Genomic DNA, 19,297 nt, shown 5'->3' with positions numbered 1-19,297 from the left:
CTCCCGGACGGTGTTCGGGAGGGAGCGCCGGCTCGCCTCGCCTCTCTCCGCCTCGCTAGCTCTGCTTGATCGCGGAGATGTCGAACTCCAGCACCACCTTGTCGCCGACCAGCACGCCGCCGCCCTCCAGCGCCGCGTTCCAGGTCACGCCGAACTCCTTGCGACTGATCGTCACCGAACCCTCCAGGCCCACCCGCAAGTTGCCGTACGGGTCCACCGCGTTGCCGGTGTACTCGAAGTCGATGGCCACCGGGCGGGTGGTGTCCTTGATGGTGAGGTCACCGGTGACCCGGTAGTCGGTGTCGGACTTGGCCTCGACCGAGGTCGAACGGAAGGTGATGTCCGGGAAGTTGGGGGCGTCCAGGAAGTCGTTGGTGCGCAGGTGCTGGTCGCGCTGCTCGACTCCGGAGTCGATGCTCTCGGCCTTGATCACCACCTGGCCGGTCGACCGCGTCGGATCGGCGCCGTCCAGGTGCGCGGTGCCCTCGAACTGCCCGAACGCGCCCCGCACCTTGGTCACCATGGCGTGCCGGGCGACGAAGCCGATCCGGGAGTGCGCGGGGTCGAGGACGTAGTCCCCGGTCAGCTCGGGAAGCGAAACGGTCATCAAGTACCTCCAAGGGGTGGCCCGGGGTCCGGGCGTCAGCTTGCAAGGTGTCAGCCCAATGCAGTATCACCCCGCCCGCCGCGCGGCACCACCGTGCCAAGTTCCCGCCAACGGGTGAAGCCCTCTCAGTCCCGGTACGGGACCAGCCGCGCCAGGTCCAGCTCGAAGCCGAACGGCTCGGGGATCCGGATCGTCTCGCCGAACTCCCGCTCGGTACGGGTGTGGTAGCGGTCGCGGTTCGGCTCCGAGAACAGGGTGACGGTCTTCTGACGCGGGTCGATGATCAGATAGAGCGGGAAGCCCATCCGCGGGTAGTCCCGGACCCTCCCCGTCCAGTCGTTCTCGGGGTTGGACGGGGAGACGACCTCGACCGCGATCAGCGCGAGCTCGGCCGGAATGGTGTGGCCTGCCAGGTCGATGACGCCCTCCGGCAGGTAGGTCAGGTCGGGATTGCGGACAGCACCGACTTCCGGCCACCGTACGGCAGCGGACCGAGCGGACGGGCGAGCCTCCAGCCGGACCGGGGTCAGGCGTTGGCCTGGGCGTAATGGAGGCTGCCGCCCTGCGGGAGGAGGTAGCCGACGGTGCGGTGGGCCGGTGGGCGGCCGGCGAGGGTGGCGGCGTCGGTGCTGCCGGAGACCTCCCAGCCGACCAGGGCGAGGGGGAAGGACACGGTGCGGTGGGCCTCGGTGGCGACGGAGGCGAGCCAGTCGTCGAGGACGGCCGACCGGTAGGACATCAGACCGGCCCGGGCCGGCACCCCGGCCGCGTCCAGGGCGCCGGTCGGGACGTAGAAGTCGAGCCAGTCGCTGCCGTCCTCCTCCCGGACGACCATGCACCCGCACACCACCAACTGCCCCTCCGGCAGCCGGACCCGGCCCTGGAGATGGCCGGTCCCGGCCAGCGAGGCGAGGGTGCACGGGGCCTCCGGCTGCTCCTCGGGTTCGGCGTCCCGGCCGGTGACGCAGCCCTCGACGCCCGCTGCGGTCCAGACGGCGGCGAGGGCGGCCGCCAGCCGGTCGTCGTCACCGGTGGGGCCGACCTCGATGGCCAGTTCGTAGAACCCGCCGAGCCAGTTGCCGGGCTCGCGGAAGGAGGCAGCGTTCGTCATCCCCCGATGATGCACCAGGACTGACCTGCGGCGCAGCCGCGTTCCGGGCCCCTCAGCCCTCCGGGGGCGGGGGTGGGCCCTGGGCCGGGAGGCGGCGGGCGAGGAGGGCTCCGGCGGCGACCAAGGTGGCGGTGAGGGCCAGGGCGAGCCGGTAGGGGGCGGGGTCGGCGCCGTCGCCGAGGGCGCCGATCAGGGCGGCGGTGGCGGCGATGCCGATGGCGCCGCCGAGGGTGCGCAGAATGGTGAACAGGGCCATCGCCCTGCCCATGGCGGGCGGCGGGACGTCGGCGAAGCCGGCGATCTGGACGGTGAGCACGGCAGTGCCCAGCACCAGTCCGACGGCGAACATCAACGCCCGTACGGCCCAGGGGTTCTCGGCGAGGCCGAGGGCGGCGAGGATCGCCGCGGCCAGCAGCAGGGCGGGCAGGGCGAGGCGGCGCGGGCCGAGCCTGGGCAGCAGCCGGTCGACCACCTGGGAGGCGGCCATCAGGCCGATCGCCTCGGGGAAGACGCTGAGCCCGGCGTCCAGGGCGGTGGCGCCGCGGGCGGCCTGGTAGAGCAGCGGCAGCACGAACAGGGCGCCCATCAGACCGGCCGAGGTGAGCAGCGCCAGCCAGCTCGCCGCGCCGTAGGAGCGGTCGGCGAGCAGCCGCAGGTCCACCAGCGGTTCAGGCGAGTGGAGCTGGTTGCGTACCGCGAGCCCGAGCAGGGCGGCTCCGGCGAGCCCGCTGAGCCAGACCGCGGGCGCCGTCCAGCCGTGCGCCGGGCCGAAGCCCAGGGCGTAGGTGAGCAGGCCGAGGCCCGGGGTGGCGAGCAGGAAGCCGCAGGTGTCGAAGCGGCCGGCCGGGGGTTCCGGTTCGGTCCGCAGGGCGGCCAGGCCGAGTGCCACGGCGGCGATGCCGACCGGCAGGTTGACCAGGAACAGCCAGTGCCAGGAGAGGTGTTCGGTGAGGAAGCCGCCGAGGGGCGGTCCGAGGGCGGGCATCAGGGCGGTCGGCACGATCAGGATCCGGCCCAGGCGCGGGCGCTCCTCCGGCGTGAAGGCGCGGAACAGCAGGGTCATGCCGACCGGGGTGAGCAGGCCGCCCGCCACGCCCTGGACGGCGCGGGCGGCGGCCAGGGTGCCGAGGCCGGGGGCGGCGGCGCAGAGTGCGGAGGCGAGGGTGAAGACGGCGAGCGCGCCGAGGAAGACCCGCTTCACGCCGTACCGGTCACCGAGCCAGCCCGCCACCGGCAGGCCGAGGGCGAGGCCGATCAGGAAGGCGGTCTCGACGGAGTTGGCCGCCGGGACGGGCCGGCCGAAGTCCTCGGCGATCCGGTACAGCGCGGGGTTGACGATGGTCGAGTCGAGGCCGTTCATGCACATCGCGGCGGTGTACACGACGACCACGGCGGCGCGCCCCGCGAGCAGGGGGCGCGCCGGGGACGCGACGGCGGGAGGGGTCACAGGTCGGTCCAGTGCGCGGTGATCCAGGCGAGGGCGTCGGGGCGGGCGCAGGGGCCGTGGGCGACGCCCCAGCCGGGCGGGACGGCGGCGAAGGCGGGCCACAGGGAGTGCTGGCCCTGGCCGTTGACGAGGGCCAGGAACTCGCCGTCGGCGTCGAAGGGGTTGGCGGGGGCGTCACTCATGGTCGGGGTTCTCCAGGTGGTCGGCGATCACGCTCGCGATGTGCGCGATCGGGGCGGGCAGGGTCATGTCCTTGTGCGAGCAGGCCACGTCGGTGTTGTCGATCCGGCCGGTCACGTAGGGGGCCCAGAGTTCGGGCACCAGGGTCTCGTCGATGGTGTCGACGGTGGCGCGGAAGAACCGGACGTCGCCGTGGAAGGGGCGGTGGTCGTAGCCGCGCACCAGGTGGTTGGTGTTGAGGTAGATCTCGTTGAGCGCCGTCACGGTGGACCGGTCCAGCCCGGCCAGCGGGCTGCCCTCGCGGCCCAGCAGCTCGATGACGGAGTCGAGTTCGAGCGGCTGCCCGGCGAGGTCGTCGGGCCCGAAGCCGCCCATGGTGAGCAGCGCCTCCAGGGCTTCGGCCTGGTCCGGGACGGGCAGTTCGCGGAAGCCCTCGGCCGGGTAGGCGTCCAGGATCGCGAGCAGTTCGACCCGCTGGCCGAGCTCCTGGAGCCGGACGGCGACGGCGTGGGCGATGATCCCGCCGGTGGACCAGCCGAGCAGCCGGTACGGCCCCTCGGGCTGGACCTCGCGCAGCCGGTCGGCGTAGTGCGCGGCCAGCTCCTCTATGGTCGCGGGCAGCGGTTCGCCGACGGTGGCGGCGCCGACGCCCTGGGCCTGGAGGCCGTAGAGGGGGACGTCGGCCGGGAGGTGGCGGATCAGGCCGGTGTAGCACCAGCTGAGGCCGCCGGCCGGGTGGATCGCGAACAGCGGGGCCCGGCGGCCGGGGGCGGTGGGGCGCAGCGGGAGCAGCACGTCCAGGGCGTCGGCGCCGGGGGCGCCCTCGGACAGGGCGGCGTCGAGCGCGGCCACGCTGGGGGCCTGGAACAGCGCGCCGATGCCGACCTCCAGGCCGAGCACCTCGCGGATCCGGCCGGCCAGCCGGACCACCAGCAGGGAGTGGCCGCCGAGCGCGAAGAAGTCGTCCTCGACCCCGACCGCCTCCAGGCCCAGGACCTCGGCGAAGAGCTGGCAGAGCTGCTGCTCGCGCGGGCTGCGGGGCGGGCGGCCGGCTCCGGCGGCGGGGGCCTCGGGGGCGGGCAGGGCCCGGCGGTCGAGCTTGCCGTTGGCGGTCAGCGGCAGCCGGTCGACCAGGACCACGGCGGAGGGCACCATGTGGGCGGGCAGTTCGGCGGCGGCGTGGGCGCGCAGGTCCTCGGGCGAGGCGGCGGGGGTGGTGGGGGTGGCGGGGGCGGTGGGGGCGGTGGAGGCAGTGGGGGCGGTGGGGGCCGTGGGGGAAGTGCCCACGACGTAGCCGACCAGGCGCTTGTCGCCGGGGGTGTCCTCGCGGACCACCACGGCGGCGTCGGCGACGGCCGGGTGGGCGGCCAGCACGGCCTCGATCTCGCCGAGTTCGATCCGGAAGCCGCGCAGCTTCACCTGCTGGTCGGCGCGGCCGAAGTACTCCAGCACGCCGTCCGCCCGGCGGCGGGCGAGGTCGCCGGAGCGGTACATCCGGGTGCCCCGCTCGCCGAACAGCTCGGCGTGCGGGTCGGCGACGAAGCGGGTGGCGGTGAGTTCGGGGCGGCCGAGGTAGCCGCGGGCCAGGCCGGCCCCGGCGACGTACATCTCGCCGGTGACGCCGGGCGGGACGGGCTGGAGGTGCTGGTCGAGGACGTAGACCCGCAGGTCGGGGATGTTGACGCCGATGGTGCTGCTGCTGGTCGCGGCGGCGCTCGCCCGGTCGAGGGCGATGTACGAGACGTGCACGGTGGTCTCGGTGATGCCGTACATGTTGACCAGGGTCGGGGCGTCCTGCGGGTGCCGGGAGTACCAGTCGTCGAGGCGGCCGAGTTCGAGCGCCTCGCCGCCGAACACCACGTAGCGCAGGGCGAGTTCGCTGCCGGGACGGTCGCGGTCGGCGGCGCTGAGCTGGTAGAAGGCGGACGGGGTCTGGTTGAGCACGGTGACGCGCTCGCGGGCGAGCAGGTCGAGGAAGGCCGCCGGGTCGCGGCTGACCAGGTGCGGGACGACGACCAGTCGGCCGCCGTACAGCAGCGCGCCCCACAACTCCCAGACCGAGAAGTCGAAGGCGTAGGAGTGGAAGAGCGTCCAGACGTCCTGGGCGTCGAAGCCGAACCAGTGGTCGGTGGAGCTGAACAGCCGGGCGACGTTGCGGTGGGTGACGGGCACGCCCTTGGGCCGACCGGTGGAGCCGGAGGTGTAGATGACGTACGCGGTGTCCTCGGCGCGCAGCGGACGGGTGCGTTCGTGCTGGGCGAGCGGGGTGGCCGGGTACCGCGCCGACTCCGGCCCGTCGACCAGGAGTCGGGGGACGTCGTGGACGGGCAGCCGGGGGGCGGTGGCCCGGTCGGTGAGCAGGGCGGCGGGGGTGGCGTCGGCCAGCATGTAGGCGAGGCGGTCGGCCGGGTAGTCGGGGTCGAGCGGGAGGTAGGCGGCGCCGGACTTGGCGACCGCGAGCAGGGCGACGACCAGGTCGACCGAGCGGGGCAGGGCGAGCGCGACGATGGTGCCGGGGCCGATGCCGTGGGCGGCCAGCAGGCGGGCCAGGCGGTCGGCGTGGGCGGAGAGTTCGGTGTAGTCGAGTCGGTCGTCGCCGCAACTGATCGCTACGGCACGCGGGTTGGCGGCGGCCGCGGCCTCGAAGAGCTCGGGCAGGGTGGCGGTCGGGTCGGTGGCGGTCGGGTCGGTGGCGGTCGGGTCGGTGGCCGCCGGCACGGGCGCCGTCGGCACGGCTGCGGCGGACGGGGTGAGGTTCCACTCGACCAGGGCGCGCCGGCGCTCCTCCGCGCTGATCAGCGGCAGCCGGCCGATCGGGGTGTCCGGGGCGGTGGCGGCGGCGGTGAGCAGCCGGGTGAGGCGGTCCGCGAGGGCGGTCGCGGTGGCGGGGTCGAAGAGGTCGGTGCGGTACTCCAGGAAGCCGCCGATGCCGCCGCCGGGCCGCTCCCCCGCGTTGAGGGTGAGGTCGAACTTGGCGGTGCCGCTGGGGATCGCGGCGATCTCGGGGGTCAGGCCGCCGCCGAGCGCGAGGGGTTCGTCGGCGCGGCTCTGCCAGGCGAGCATCACCTGGAACAGCGGGTGGCGGGCGAGCGAGCGGGCCGGGTTGAGCTCCTCGACCAGGCGGTCGAAGGGCAGGTCGGCGTGCTCGTGCGCGGCCAGCACGGTGCCGCGCACGCGCCGGAGCAGCTCCCGGAAGGACGGGTCGCCGGCGGTGTCGGTGCGCAGCACGGCGGAGTTGACGAAGTAGCCGACCAGGGCGGCGGTCCGCTCGTCCTCGCGCCCGGCGAGCGGGGTGCCGACGGGGATGTCGGTGCCGCAGCCGTGCCGGGTGAGCAGCGCGGCGAGGCCGGCCTGGACGGCCATGAACACGGTGCCGCCGGTGGCGCGGGCGAGCGCGGCGAGGGCGGTGTGCGCCGCGGCGCCGAGGGCGAAGGGGACGGTGGCGCCGTCGTGTCCGGCCAGCGGCGGGCGGGGGCGGTCGGTGGGCAGGTCGAGCTGGTCGGGCAGGCCGGCCAGGGCGGTGCGCCAGTGCTCGGTCTGCCGTACGGCGAGCGGGGTGGGTGCGTCCACGGTGCCGAGCAGCTGTCGCTGCCAGGCCACGTGGTCGGCGAACTGGACGTCCAGTGGGGCGAGTTCGGGCGCGCGCCCGGCCTGCCGGGCGGTGTAGGCGGCGGCGAGGTCGTGCAGCAGCGGGGTGGTGGAGGCGCCGTCGCCGGCGATGTGGTGGAGCAGCAGGAGCAGGGTGTGCCGCTCGCGCCCGTGGCCGAACAGCGTGGCGCGCAGCGGGGGTTCGGCGGTGAGGTCGAAGGCGTACCGGACGGCCTCGGACAGCTCGCCCTCGACGTCCGGGAGTTCGACCGGCGCGGGCGGCAGGATCCGCTGGTACGGCGTGCCGTCCGGCTCCTCGCCGTAGACGGTGCGCAGGACTTCGTGCCGGGCGGTGAGGTCGCCGAGGGCGAGGGTGAGGGCGGCGCGGTCGAGCGGGCCGGTGAGGGTGAGGGCGAGCGGGATGTTGTAGGTGGGGCTGGGGCCTTCGAGCCGGTGCAGGAACCAGAGGCCGCGCTGGGCGGGCGAGAGCGGCATCCGCTCGGTGCGGGGCGCGGGCACCAGGGCCGGGCGGGGTTCGGCGGGCCCGGCCTCGGGGGGCCCGTCCTGCGCTGCGGGCCGGACCAGGGCGGCGAGGGCGGCCGGGGTCGGGTGGCGGAAGACGTCGGCGAAGGCGACCGGTGCGGCGAAGGTCTCGCGCAGCCGGGCGGCCAGCCGACCGGCGAGCAGGGAGTGGCCGCCGAGGTCGAAGAAGGACTCCTCCCGGCCGGGTGCGGCGGGCAGGCCGAGGACGTCGGCGAACAGCCCGCAGACCAGTTCCTCCTGCGGGGTGGCGGCGGCCGCGCCGGGGGTGGTGGCGGCGGGCTCCGGGAGGGCGCGGTGGTCCAGCTTGTCGTGGGCGGTGCGCGGCAGTTCGTCCAGCAGCAGGACGGCGGCCGGGACCATGTGGGCGGGCAGGCGGGCGGCGAGCGCGGCGCGCAGGGCCTCGGGGTCGGGGCCGGAGACGGTACCAGTGGGGAGTTGACCGGTCGAGAGTCCACCGGTGGCGGGGACGACGTAGCCGAGCAGTCGTTTGCCCTGCGGCCCGGGCCGGGCGATCACCACGGCCTGGGCCACGCCCGGCAGTTGGGCGAGGACGGCGGCGATCTCGCCGGGTTCGACCCGGAAGCCGCGGATCTTCACCTGGTCGTCGGCGCGCCCGAGGAACTCCAGGGTGCCGTCGGGGCGGCGGCGGGCGAGGTCGCCGGTGCGGTACATCCGGTCGCCGGGCGGGCCGAAGGGGTCGGCGAGGAAGCGTTCGGCGGTGAGGTCGGGGCGGCCGAGGTAGCCGCGGGCCAGGCAGGCACCGGCCACGTACAGTTCGCCGGTCACGCCGTCGGGCGCGGGGCGCAGCGAGCCGTCCAGGACGTAGGCGCGGGAGCCGCGCACCACCCGGCCGGTCGGGGCGCCGTCCGGGCCCGGGGTCCAGGCGTAGGCGTCGACGGTGGTCTCGGTGGGGCCGTAGAGGTCGATCGGGTGCAGGCCGGGGACGGCGGCGAGCCGCTGCCAGAGGGCGGGCGGGGTCGCCTCGCCGCCGACCGCGAGCACCGAGGGGCGGTGCCGGTCCTCGTCCAGCACGCCTTCGGCGAGGAGGACTTCGAGGTAGGAGGGGGTGAGGTCGAGGTAGTCGATGCGCTCGCGGTGGAGGTGGGCGGCGAGGGCGGCCGGGTCGCGGTAGGTGGCGTCGTCGAGCAGGTGGAGCTCGTGGCCGTGGACCATCCACAGCACCGGGTCCCAGGAGGCGTCGAAGGCGAAGGAGGCGCTGTGGGCGATGCGCAGGCGCTCGCGGCCGGTGCGGCGGACGGCGGGGGCGATGTGGTCCTCGCCGTGGCCGGCGTGCAGGTTGGCGAACGAGGCGTGGGTGACGACCACGCCCTTGGGGCGGCCGGTGGAGCCAGAGGTGTGCAGCACGTAGGCGGCGTCGTGGAGGCGCGGGGCCGGCAGGGGCGCCTCGGGGCTCCCGGGGGCCTCAGGGGCCTCGGCGGTGACGGGGGCCGCGGTGGCACCGGGGGCCTCGGTGGCACCGGGGGCCTCGGCGTCGGACGGCCGTACGGTGGGCAGGCCGGGCGGCAGGTCGAGGTCGGCGAGCGCCTCGGGGGTGCCGACGGCGCAGACCGGGCGGGCGTCGGCCAGCACGGCGGCGAGCCGCTGCCGGGGGTGGGCCAGGTCGAGGCTGACGCAGGCGCCGCCGGCCTTGAGCACGGCGAGCATCGCGACCAGGGTGTCCGCGCTGCGCGGCAGGGCGAGGGCGACGGGCGCGCCGCCGTGGACGCCGAGGCCGCGCAGCCGGTGGGCGAGGCGGTCGGACCGGCTCTCCAACTCGCCGAAGGTGAGGGCGGTTTCGCCGCAGCGGACGGCGACGGCGGCCGGGGTGCGGGCGGCCTGGGCGGAGAACAGCTCGGGCACGGTCCGCTCGACCGGGGGTTCGGTGCGGCCCTCGGTGGCGCGGCGCAGGGCGTCGGCGTCCAGCAGGTCGATCCGGGCGATCGGCGTCGTCGGGTCGGTGAGCAGCAGCTCGGTGAGGGCGTCGAGGTAGCGCAGCAGGCCGTCGCGGTGGGCGGCCAGCGAGTCGGCGCCGTGGCGGGCCGGGTCGGCGTCGAGGAGCAGGCGCAGGCCGCCGTCGGGGCCGGGCGAGACGTTCACGGCGAGGTCGTCGACCGGTCCGGCGGCGAGGTTGCGGACCACGCCGGGCAGGCCGGCCAGGTCGAGGTCGGCCTCGAAGGCCTTGATGTTGACCATCGGGCCGAACAGGGCGCGGCGTCCGCCGGTGCGGCCGAGGTCGCGGCGCAGGTCCTCCAGCGGGTAGCGCTGGTGGCGGCGGGCGGTGCGCAGGGCGCGGACCACCTGGCGCAGCAGGTCCTCGGCGGTGTCGGCGGGGCGGACGGCCAGGCGCAGCGGCAGCACGTTGGCGGCGGCGACGGGCGTGCGCAGGGCGGCGGGGCCGCGGCGGTTGGCGAGCGGGAGGCCGAGCAGGACGTCCTGGGCGCCGGTCAGGCGGTGCAGGTAGCCGGCGGTGGCGGCGAGGAGGAGCTCCGCCCAGGTGGCGCGGGCCGCGGTGGCGGCACGCTCCAGGCGCTCGCGGGTTCCGGCGGGGAGGGTGGCGGTCAGCCGCAGCGGGGTCGACTCGGCCCCGGGGCGCCCGGAGCGCTCGGGCCCGGAGTGCTCGGCCCCGGGGTGCGCGGCCCCGGGGTGCGCGGCCCCGGGGTGCGCGGCGGGGGTGCCCGGCAGGACGGCCGGGGCGTCGGTGCCGGCGAGGTGGGCGGACCAGTGGGCGCGGTCGGTGCGGTAGTCCTCGCCCGCGCGGTAGGCGGCCTCCTCGGCGGCGGCCTCGGCGAGGCGGGCGAAGGGGCTGGGGCCGGGGTCGGCGCCGGTGGTGCGGGCGGTGTAGTGGGCGGCGACGCGGTCGCCGAGGAGGGTCAACGCGTAGGCGTCGACGGCGAGGTGGTGGATCCGGCGGTACCAGATCCGCTGGTCGTCGGCGAGCCGGATGAGCGCCTGGGTGAACAGCGGGCCGGTGGTGAGGTCGGCCGGGCGGGCGAGGTCGGCGCGCATCCAGGCCTCGGCCTCGGCGGACGGCTCCTCGGCGGCCCGCAGGTCGAGGCGGTGCAGCGGCCAGCGGTGACCGGGGGTCAGGCGCTGGTGCGGGGTGCCGTCCGGGCCGGTGACGACGACCGCGCCGAGGGCCTCGGCCTCGTCCACCGTCTGCCGCAGGGCCGCCTCGAAGGCCTCCTCGTCGAGCGGTCCGGTGATCTCGACGGCGTCGCCGGTGTTGTAGACCGGGCTGGCGGGGTCGAGCGACTGGGCGTACCAGACGGCGGCCTGGGCGGCGAGCAGCGGGACGTCGGCGGACCGGGCCCCGGTGGGCTGCTGATCGACGGGCTGCGTTTCGACGGCGGGCATGGTGCGGAGAGCTCCTCGGGGGGTCCGGAACGCCTTACTTAGGTTAGCCTAATCTAACTTCATACGATCTGGTCAACGGCCTCGTGCGGCCGCGCCCCTGACATCCCGGAGACGCCCATGACCCAGCCTCGGAATCAGCCCGAGAACCAGGCGCCGAGCGCGGCCAAGCAGGCCGTCCGCGAACGCGTCCACGCGCACACGGCCGACCTGCTGGCGCTCAGCCACCGCATCCACGCCCACCCCGAGACCGCCTTCGAGGAGCACCGGGCGGCCGCCTGGTGCGCCCAACTGCTGCGCTCCCACGGCTACTCGGTCACCGCACCCGCCCACGGCCTGGCCACCGCGTTCACCGCGAGCCTCGGCAGCGGGCCGGTCACCGTCGCGCTGGTCTGCGAGTACGACGCCCTCCCCGGCCTCGGGCACGCCTGCGGGCACAACCTGATCGCCGCCGCCGGCGTCGGCGCGGCGCTCGGGCTCGCCCCGTACGCGGACGAACTCGGGCTCACCGTACGGGTGATCGGCGCACCGGCCGAGGAGCGCGGGGCCGGCAAGGCCCTGCTGCTGGAGGCCGGAGCCTTCGACGGGGTGGACGCGGCGATGATGGTGCACCCCTGCCCGGTCGAGGTCGCCGACTTCCGCTCCTTCGCTCTGGGCACCCTGTCCGTCCGCTACACCGGGCGCGCCGCCCACCCCAGCCTCAACCCGCACGAGGGCCGCAACGCCGCCGACGCGCTCACCGTCGCGCAGGTCGCGCTCGGGCTGCTGCGGCAGCAACTCCCGCCCCAGTGGCGGGTGCACGGCATCACCACCGCGGCCGGGACGGCCCCGAACCTGATCCCCGACAGCGCGAGCGCCGAGTACGAGATCCGCGCCTCGGCGGCCGAGGACCTCGCCCACCTGCGGGCGCGGGTCGAGGACTGCTTCCGGGCCGGGGCGCTGGCCACCGGCTGCGAGGTGCAGCTGACCAGGCCCGAGCCGGACTACCTGGACATGCGCTCCGACCCGGCCCTGCTCACCCACTGGCGCGCCAACGCGGCGGCGCTGGGCCGGCCGGAACCGGTCGAGCGCGCGCCGTTCGCCTGCACGGACATGGGGAACGTCTCGCACGTGGTGCCCTCCATCCATCCGGTCCTGGACATCACCGGGGGCTCCTGCGCACCGCACGAGGCGGCCTTCGCCGAGGCCGCGCTCGGGGCGGAGGCCGAACGGGCCCTGCTGGACGGCGCGGTGGCGATGGCATGGACGGCGATGGACCTGGCGGCGGGGGGCGGCCGACAGCTGACGGCCAACGGCTGATGACTGACAGCTGACGGACAACAGCCGACAGATAACAGATGACAACTTTCAGCGAACAGATTTCATCTTTCATCATCTGTTCGCTGAAAGTTGTTCGCTGTCATCCGTCAGCCGCCGCCCGCCAGCACCACCGCCGCGCCCGTCCGCAGCGGCCAGAGGAAGCCCCAGTGCGGCAGCCGCAGTTGCAGCACCCGGTCGCCCGGCCCGAGCGGGTGGGCGGCCTGGAGCTCGCGCACCCGCCGGTCCGCCTCGGCGTGGGTCAGCCGGACGGCGGCCGGGCGCCCGCCCGGGCCGTACCCGACGCTGAGCAGGTGCTGCGGGGTGAGCGCGCGCGGCGGGTCGGTGTCCAGCTCGCCGGTGGTGTCGAGGCCGCCCGGTGCACCCGGTGCCCCCTCCCCCAGCACGCAGACCAGCTCGTTCTCGGCGCGCAGCCAGTCCCGCCGCCCGGGCGGGTCCGCCGGGTCCAACGACAGCCACGCCGCACCGGACTTGGCCACCGCGAGCACCGCCGTCAGCTGCTCCTCCGGACGGCCGGCGGGCGTCAGCCCGACCACCGCACCCGGCCGGGCGCCGCGCCGGGCCAGGGCCCGGGCCAGCCGGTTGGCCGAGGCGTTCAGCTCCCGGTACGTCACCACCCCGCCGTCCGCGAGCACCAGCGCCGGCGCCTGCGGCGTCCGGGCCGCCTGGGCCTCGACCGGGCCGACCACGGTGGTGGCCGGGTACTCGACCGCCGGACCGGACCGCACCGGTTCCGGCAGGACCAGCCCCTCCGCCGCGAGCAGCCCGGCCGGGCCCTCCTCCACGGAAGGGCCCCCCGCGCCGGCCGGGCCCGCGCCCGCCTCCCGTACGACCGCCTCCATCAGGCCACGCCCAGCAGTTCGGCCCAGGCCTCGACGGACGGCCGCTCCGCCAGCCGTACGAACTCCACCTCGGCGCCCTCGGCCCGCCAGCGCTCGGCCAGGGTCATCAGCCGGATCGAGTCCAGCCCCCAGTCGGCCAGGTTCTCGTCCAGCGGGATGTCCGCCGGGTCCTCGCCGAGCAGGTCGGCGACCTCGCCCCGGATCCGCTCCACCGTGAAACCGGTCGCGTCCACGCCCGTCACTTCCCGTCCGTCCCGTCCAGCGCCGCGCGTACGACGTCCGCGGTGGTGACCGCCCCGCACCGCCCGGCGATCCACTCCAGTGCGGCGCGGTGCTCGTCCGGTCCGAAGTCGGCGACCGCGTCGGCCACCACGAAGGCCCGGACGTCCCGCATCCAGGCGTCGCAGGCGGTGGCCTGCACGCCGATGTGGGCGTAGACCCCGGTGATCACCAGCTGGTCGCGGCCCTGCTCGCGCAGCAGCTGCTCCAACTCGGTGCGCACGAAGGCGCTGTACTTCCACTTGGTGAGGACGGTGTCGCCCTCGGCCGGGGCGACGGCGTCGGCGACCGCGGTGGCGCGCGGGTCGTCGGGGATGCCGGGGCCCCAGAAGTCCTGCTGGAGTCCGCGTTCGGCCGGGCTCTGCCCGCCGCGCTGCGCCGAGTAGAGGACCGGCACCCCGCTCGCGCGGGCCGCGGCGGTCAACGCGGCGACGTTGTCCAGGAGTTCGGGCAGGGGCGCGGCGTCGCCCGGGAAGGCGTCCAGGAAGTGGTTCTGCAGGTCGTGCACCAGCAGCACGGCGCGGGCCGGGTCCACCGTCCAGGAGACCCGGTTGGCGGGCAGCTCCCCGGCGGTGGGCAGCGGGTAGGAGGGAATGCGGGGCAGGCCCACGATGGTCGAACTCCTCGGATTCACGGGGGTGATGGGGGGTAGACGGGGGGCTGTCACGATGCGGGGAGGGAGGCCGCGATGGCGGCCCGCAGGTCCTTCTTGCTGACCTTGCCGATCCCGGTGGCGGGGAAGGCGTCGACGAACTCCACCCGGTCCGGCACCTTGTACTCGGCCAGTCCGCGCCCGCGCACGAAGCGCTTCAACTCCACGCCCTTCGGCGGCTGTTCGCGGTGTTCGGCACGGAGCACGACGTACGCGCAGGTGCGTTCGCCGAGGTACGGGTCGGGCATCGACACCACCGCCGCGTCGTGCACGGCCGGGTGGGCGAGCAGGTGGTTCTCGATCTCCTCGGCGGCGACCTTCTCGCCGCCCCGGTTGATCTGGTCCTTGGCCCGGCCCTCGACCACCAGGTGGCCGCTGGGGAGCCGGCGGACCAGGTCCCCGGTGCGGTAGTAGCCGTCCGCGGTGAAGGACGCCGCGTTGTGCCCGGGGGCGTTCCAGTAGCCGCGGATGGTGTACGGGCCGCGGGTGAGCAGGTGCCCGGTGGTGCCGTCGGGCAGGTCGCGGTCCTGGTCGTCGACCACCCGGACCTCGTCGTCGGCGGAGATCGGCCGGCCCTGGGTGGTGGCGATCAGCTCCTCCGGGTCGTCCAGCCGGGTGTAGTTGACCAGACCCTCGGCCATCCCGAACACCTGCTGGAGCGTGCAGCCCAGCACCGGGCCGACCCGCCGGGCCGCCTCCTCGCTGAACTTGGCGCCGCCGACCAGCAGCACCTCCAGGCTCTCGTGGCCGCGGGCGCCGCGCTCCACGGCGTCCAGCCACAGCAGCGCGAGCGGCGGGACGAGCCCGGTGACGGTGACGCCCTCGCGCGCCATCAGCGGGAAGGCCGTCTCGGGGCTGGGCTGCGGGCAGAGCACCACCCGGCCGCCGGCGTACAGCGTGCCGAGCGAACCGGGCGAGCTGAGCGGGAAGTTGTGGGCGGCGGGCAGCACGCACAGGTAGACGCTGCGCCCGTCCAGCGCGCACAGCTCGACCGAGCCGCGCAGCGAGTAGATGTAGTCGTCGTGGGTGCGCGGGATCAGCTTCGGCACCCCGGTGCTGCCGCCCGAGAGCTGGAGGAACGCGACGTCCCCGGGCTCGGGTTCGCGCGCGGGTCCGGGGCCGTCGCAGGGCACGTCCGCCAGCCGCAGGTGCTCGCCCGGGTCCTCGCCGGCCACCAGCACCAGCCGCAGGTCCGGGTTCTCCTCCCGTACCCGGGTGGCGAGTTCGCGGTGGTCGAAGCCGCCCTCGACGCCCGGGACGACGTACGCCACGGCGCCCGTGAACGCGCAGAAGTGCGAGATCTCCGCGTAGCGGTGCGCGGGCAGCGCGAAGACCGGCAGCGCACCGATCCGGAACAGGGCGAAGACCACCTCGAAGAACTCGGCGGCGTTGGGCAGTTGGACCACCACCCGGTCCCCGGCCCGGAGCCCGCGGGCGAGCAGCCCGGCGGCCATCCGGTCGGCCCGGCGGTCGAGTTCGGCGTACGTCCAGCGCCGCTCGCCCGCCGCCACCGAGTGGCCGCCGGGGTCGACCACGGCGATCCGGTCGCCGTGCGCGGCGGCGCGCTCGCGCAGCATCCGCCCGAAGGTCTCGCCGCGCCAGTGGCCGGCCGCCCGGTAGCGCTCGGCGAAGTCGGCCGGGTACGGGGTGAATCCGTCCAGCACCTCGTCCAGGGGCGTCACAGCGCCACCCCCGCGGCCTCCAGGAAGGTGCGGAACTTGGCGCTGGTCTCGGCGAGTTCGGCCTCCGGCCGGGACTGCTCGACCACCCCGGCGCCCGCGTACACCCGCAGCGTGCGGTCCTGCGCCTGCGCGCAGCGGATGGTCACCACCCACTCGCCGTCGCCGCTCTCGTCGCCCCAGCCGACCATGCCGGTGTACAGGCCCCGCTCGAAGGGCTCGATCTCGCCGATCACCCGGCGGGCGACGTCCGTCGGCGTGCCGCAGACCGCCGGGGTCGGGTGCAGCGCGCAGGCCAGCTCCAGGGCGGAGACGGCCGGGTCGGCCAGCTCACCGCTGATCGTGGTGGCCAGGTGCCACATCGCCGCCGTCCGCACCAGGGTGGGCCGCTCCGGCACGTCCAGGTTCCGGCAGTAGGGCGCCAGCGCCGCGCGGATCGCGTCCACCACCACGGCGTGCTCGTGCAGGTCCTTGGGCGACTCCAGCAGCGCGGCGGCGCGCCGGACGTCCTCGCCGAGGTCCTCGCTGCGCGGCACCGAGCCGGCCAGCGGGTTGGCCAGCACGGCCGTGCCCCGGCGGGAGAGCAGGAGTTCGGGGCTGGCGCCGATCAGGGTGCTGCCGGCGCCGGCCGGGACGGCGAAGGTGTAGCCGCCGGGGTCGCGCCGGGCCAGGCGCTGCAGCACGGCCGGCAGGTCGAGCGGCCGGTCGCTGGTCAGCTCCAGCGTGCGGGCCAGCACCACCTTGCTCAACTCCCCGCCGCGCAGCCGCTCGACGGCCGCCGCGACGCCCGCACCGTACGCCTCCGGCTCCGGGACCGAGCGGATCCGCCAACCGGCCTGCGCGGCCCGCGGCGCGGGCAGCGCGATCAGCGGGTCGTCGCGCAGCGCCCCGGCGGACCGGACCCGGGCGGGGACGGCGAGTTCGTCCCGGCCGCCGTGGTCGAAGGCCACCGCACCGACCACCAGGGGCCGTTCGACCCCGTCGCGGCGTGCCCCGGCCAGCGTCTCGGCGACCCGGACGGGCAGCGGGCGGGCGTCCTGCGGCACCCGGGCGTGCACGCCCGCGGCGAGCAGGGTGCGGGTCGGTGAGGCGAGGAACGCCTCGTCGTCGGCGGCCCGGTACTGGCCGAGCAGGCCGCTGGCCGCGCCGATGGCGGTTCGGTCGGGGCCGCCGTCGGTGGGGGTCGGCGGGGCGTGGTGCACCGTGGTCACGGTGGTCTCTCCAGTCTGGGACGGGTCTACGGTCTGCGGTCGGCGGATGCCCGGGGGTGCCTCAGGCGCGCAGGGTCGCGCCGCCGTCGACGTACAGGTCGTGCATGGTGATGTGCCGGGCCCGGTCGGAGGCCAGGAAGAGCACGGCCTCCGCGACGTCGGCGGGCTCGGCGATCCGCCCGAGCGGGATGCCGACCCGCCAGGCCGCCAGGTCGCCCTCGATCACGCGCTGTTCGGCCGCCTCGGCGTCCTCGCCCCACAGCCCGCGCTGCATCCGGGTGTCGGTCGACCCGGGCGAGACGACGTTGCAGCGCACCCCGGAGCGGGCCAGCTCCAGGCCGAGGCAGCGGGTGAACATGGTGGCCGCCGCCTTGGACGCCGCGTAGGCGGCCATCCCGGCCCGCGGCACCCCGGCGGCGTTGGAGCCCACGGTGACGACGGCGCCCCGCCCCCGCTCGGCCATCCGGCGGCCGACCGCCCGGCCGGTGTGGAACACCCCGGTGCTGTTGACGGCGAAGGTCTCCGCCCAGTCGGCGTCGGACAGTTCGACGACCGGGCCGGGTCGCAGCACTCCGGCGACGTTCACCAGTACGCCGATCGGGCCGAGTTGACGCTCCATCAATTCTACTGCGCTGTCGACCGCTCGGGCGTCGGAGACGTCCAGGGCGTACGGGTGCAGCGCCTCGGATTCCGCCGCGACCCCGGCGAGCGGGCCGGCCTCCCGGTCCACCGCCGCGACGACGGCTCCCTCGGCGACCAGCGCCCGGGCCACGGCCGCGCCGATGCCCTGTCCGGCCCCGGTGACCATCGCGACGACACCGGCGAATTCGGACCGTTCCACAGGACTTCCCCTCCGACCAGCAATGTTAGGCAAGCCTAACCTAACACATCTGTTCGCCTACGCCGATAGCCCGTTCGACAGATTCCGACACCTGGGCCGTCGTCAATCCGCCCGGCCGTCCTGCTGCGTCCCGATCCGCCCGGGCACGCGAAGAGGCCGCCCGCCCCGACGACGGGACGAGCGGCCTCAGGGGCTCCAGGGCCCGCCTTCGGACTCCCGTCTGCGGGAGTCCGAATGCGGGCCCTAAGGGGTTCGCGTCGATGCCGCCCTCGACCGGGCGTCGCAACGATGCTCTACGGGTGGTCAGTTCCAGTTGACCGCTCACCCGTTGATGTACGGACCGCCGTCTCGGTGGACGGCCGTCGCCGGTGGACGGCCGTCGTCAGTGGGCGGCCGGGGGCGGGGTGAGTCCGGCGCAGCCGCGCAGGCCGTCGCGGCGCTTGAGGGCGGCCTCGGCGGCGGCGCCGGTGACCGGCTGGGGGATGCCCTTGTCGTCGATGGTGGCCGGGGCGAAGGCCTCGCCCTTGACCTTGCCGTCGGCGGCGAGGGTGAGGGTGGTGACGCCGGTCTCGTTGGAGAAGGCGTAGTTGGAGGTGCCGTACCAGAGGAAGTTGCCGAAGCCGTACCCGATGTAGGTGTTGCCGAGCATGCCCGAGCCGACCATGGTGTGGGCATGGGTGCCGACCACCGCGGAGGCGCCGACGGCGGCGAGCTTCTTGGCCACGGCGGTCTGGGCGGCGGTCGGGCAGGCCTTGCCCTCCTCGCCCCAGTGCAGGTAGACGAGGACGACCGGGGCCTGCTGCTTGGCCGCCTGCACGGCCGCGACCAGCGCGGGGACGTCCAGGGCGGAGGCGATGCCGGGCTTGTTGGCGCCGGCCCGCCACTTCTGGTTGGTGATGTCCTCGACCTGGCTGGCGGCGACCACCGCGACCTTCACCCCGCGCACGGTGGTCACGTACGGGGCGTACGCCTCCTTGGCGTTGTGCCCGACGCCGATCACCGGGACGGGCGAGGAGTCCTTGGCGGCCAGGGTGTCGGTGAGGCCGTCGGCGCCGAAATCGACGGCGTGGTTGTTGGCCATCGAGACGACGTCCACGCCGGAGTCCTTGAGCACGGACAGCGCCTTGGGCGTGGTGCGGAAGGTGTAGGTCTTCGGTTCGGGTGCGCCGCGCCCGGTGATCGCGGTCTCCAGGTTGAGCACGGAGAGGTCGGCGTCGGCGAGGGTGCGGGAGATCGGGCCGAGGGCCTGCTCGGGCGGCTGGACGGACAGCCGGGGCTCGGTCCGGCCCTCGAAGTGGACGTCTCCGGCGAAGGCGACGGTGATGGTGCCGTCCGGGCGGGGCGCGCCGCCCTTGGTGGGGGCGGCTGCGGGGGCCGTACCGGTGGTCGCGGCGGCGGAGGCCGGGGGCGCCGCGGCGGACGGGGCGGTCGACGCCGAACCGGGTGCCGGGTCGTCCGGCCCGCAGGCGGTGGCGACGGTCAGGCCGACGAGCACGGCGACGGCAGCCGCGGCACGGCGCATGAGTGGTTCCCCCCGAGGTCGATGCAAGCGGTCAGCCTACGCCACCGAATCGGCACCGCTTGTGCCCGCATCCACAACATTCCGGACACAGGAGGACACCAGCGGGCCGACAAGCGACGACCCCGCG

14 protein-coding genes are annotated in these 19,297 nt (G+C 75.5%); 1 reads left to right on the top strand and 13 read right to left on the bottom strand.

All coding sequences use genetic code 11. The features are described from left to right. Positions 1–55 precede the first annotated feature (55 nt). The 6 genes from ACFXPX_RS24130 to ACFXPX_RS24105 form a co-directional block, all read right to left on the bottom strand. Positions 56–607, bottom strand: coding sequence for a YceI family protein (locus ACFXPX_RS24130; RefSeq protein WP_380586928.1), 552 nt, complete (start codon positions 605–607; stop codon positions 56–58). A gap of 125 nt (positions 608–732) precedes the next feature. Next, a complete protein-coding gene (locus tag ACFXPX_RS24125) occupies positions 733–1,122 on the bottom strand; it encodes a Uma2 family endonuclease (protein ID WP_380643192.1) in 390 nt (129 codons plus the stop codon). Positions 1,123–1,133: 11 nt separating this feature from the next. Next, positions 1,134–1,718, bottom strand: a complete 585-nt coding sequence (locus tag ACFXPX_RS24120) for a hypothetical protein (protein ID WP_380643178.1) — start codon at positions 1,716–1,718, stop codon at positions 1,134–1,136. Positions 1,719–1,770: 52 nt separating this feature from the next. Further along, positions 1,771–3,165, bottom strand: a complete 1,395-nt coding sequence (locus ACFXPX_RS24115) for a DHA2 family efflux MFS transporter permease subunit (RefSeq protein WP_380643176.1) — start codon at positions 3,163–3,165, stop codon at positions 1,771–1,773. Continuing rightward, positions 3,162–3,347, bottom strand: a complete 186-nt coding sequence (locus ACFXPX_RS24110) for an MbtH family protein (RefSeq protein WP_375892016.1) — start codon at positions 3,345–3,347, stop codon at positions 3,162–3,164. The genes ACFXPX_RS24115 and ACFXPX_RS24110 overlap by 4 nt, the downstream gene beginning before the upstream one ends. Further along, positions 3,340–10,830, bottom strand: a complete 7,491-nt coding sequence (locus ACFXPX_RS24105; RefSeq protein WP_380643174.1) for an amino acid adenylation domain-containing protein — start codon at positions 10,828–10,830, stop codon at positions 3,340–3,342. Before ACFXPX_RS24105 ends, ACFXPX_RS24110 begins: the two co-directional genes overlap by 8 nt. Positions 10,831–10,947: 117 nt before the next feature. Here ACFXPX_RS24105 and ACFXPX_RS24100 point away from each other — a divergent pair, with 117 nt between their 5' ends. Beyond that, positions 10,948–12,126: an amidohydrolase gene (locus ACFXPX_RS24100; RefSeq protein ID WP_380643172.1), complete on the top strand. Its 1,179-nt coding sequence runs from the start codon at positions 10,948–10,950 to the stop codon at positions 12,124–12,126. A 107-nt stretch (positions 12,127–12,233) separates the two neighbouring features. Here ACFXPX_RS24100 and ACFXPX_RS24095 read toward each other — a convergent pair whose 3' ends face one another. From ACFXPX_RS24095 to ACFXPX_RS24065, 7 genes are all read right to left on the bottom strand, one after another. Then, entirely contained in the window at positions 12,234–12,929 is a 696-nt protein-coding gene (locus ACFXPX_RS24095; protein WP_380643170.1) for an AMP-binding protein, read from the bottom strand. A gap of 56 nt (positions 12,930–12,985) precedes the next feature. Beyond that, the gene (locus ACFXPX_RS24090) at positions 12,986–13,219 is read right to left on the bottom strand and encodes a phosphopantetheine-binding protein (RefSeq protein WP_380523144.1); all 234 of its coding nucleotides are present in this window, start codon (positions 13,217–13,219) and stop codon (positions 12,986–12,988) included. A 5-nt stretch (positions 13,220–13,224) separates the two neighbouring features. Then, positions 13,225–13,875: an isochorismatase family protein gene (locus ACFXPX_RS24085; protein WP_380643168.1), complete on the bottom strand. Its 651-nt coding sequence runs from the start codon at positions 13,873–13,875 to the stop codon at positions 13,225–13,227. 53 nt (positions 13,876–13,928) lie between these two features. Then, complete coding sequence (locus ACFXPX_RS24080) at positions 13,929–15,599, bottom strand: (2,3-dihydroxybenzoyl)adenylate synthase (protein ID WP_380643166.1); 1,671 nt, start codon at positions 15,597–15,599, stop codon at positions 13,929–13,931. Then, positions 15,596–16,807, bottom strand: coding sequence for an isochorismate synthase DhbC (gene dhbC / locus ACFXPX_RS24075; protein ID WP_380586948.1), 1,212 nt, complete (start codon positions 16,805–16,807; stop codon positions 15,596–15,598). Before dhbC ends, ACFXPX_RS24080 begins: the two co-directional genes overlap by 4 nt. 61 nt (positions 16,808–16,868) lie before the next feature. Next, positions 16,869–17,615 carry a 2,3-dihydro-2,3-dihydroxybenzoate dehydrogenase gene (locus ACFXPX_RS24070; protein ID WP_380523168.1) on the bottom strand — a complete coding sequence of 249 codons (747 nt, stop codon included), beginning with the start codon at positions 17,613–17,615 and terminating at the stop codon, positions 16,869–16,871. 415 nt (positions 17,616–18,030) lie between these two features. Beyond that, a complete protein-coding gene (locus ACFXPX_RS24065) occupies positions 18,031–19,170 on the bottom strand; it encodes a CapA family protein (protein WP_380643164.1) in 1,140 nt (379 codons plus the stop codon). Between the last annotated feature and the right edge of the window lie 127 nt (positions 19,171–19,297).

The organism is Kitasatospora sp. NPDC059146 (genome assembly GCF_042786665.1).
Lineage (GTDB): Bacteria > Actinomycetota > Actinomycetes > Streptomycetales > Streptomycetaceae > Kitasatospora.
Note: the sequence above shows the minus strand (reverse complement) of the source record. Positions and strands in the feature narration are given on the sequence as shown.

Coding starts and splice junctions, on each gene's coding strand:
- ACFXPX_RS24105 (WP_380643174.1), bottom strand. CDS start 10,830: ATGCCCGCCGTCGAAACGCAGCCCGTCGATCAGCAGCCCACCGGGGCC.
- ACFXPX_RS24100 (WP_380643172.1), top strand. CDS start 10,948: ATGACCCAGCCTCGGAATCAGCCCGAGAACCAGGCGCCGAGCGCGGCC.
- ACFXPX_RS24130 (WP_380586928.1), bottom strand. CDS start 607: ATGACCGTTTCGCTTCCCGAGCTGACCGGGGACTACGTCCTCGACCCC.
- ACFXPX_RS24110 (WP_375892016.1), bottom strand. CDS start 3,347: ATGAGTGACGCCCCCGCCAACCCCTTCGACGCCGACGGCGAGTTCCTG.
- ACFXPX_RS24065 (WP_380643164.1), bottom strand. CDS start 19,170: ATGCGCCGTGCCGCGGCTGCCGTCGCCGTGCTCGTCGGCCTGACCGTC.
- ACFXPX_RS24070 (WP_380523168.1), bottom strand. CDS start 17,615: ATGGTCACCGGGGCCGGACAGGGCATCGGCGCGGCCGTGGCCCGGGCG.
- ACFXPX_RS24120 (WP_380643178.1), bottom strand. CDS start 1,718: ATGACGAACGCTGCCTCCTTCCGCGAGCCCGGCAACTGGCTCGGCGGG.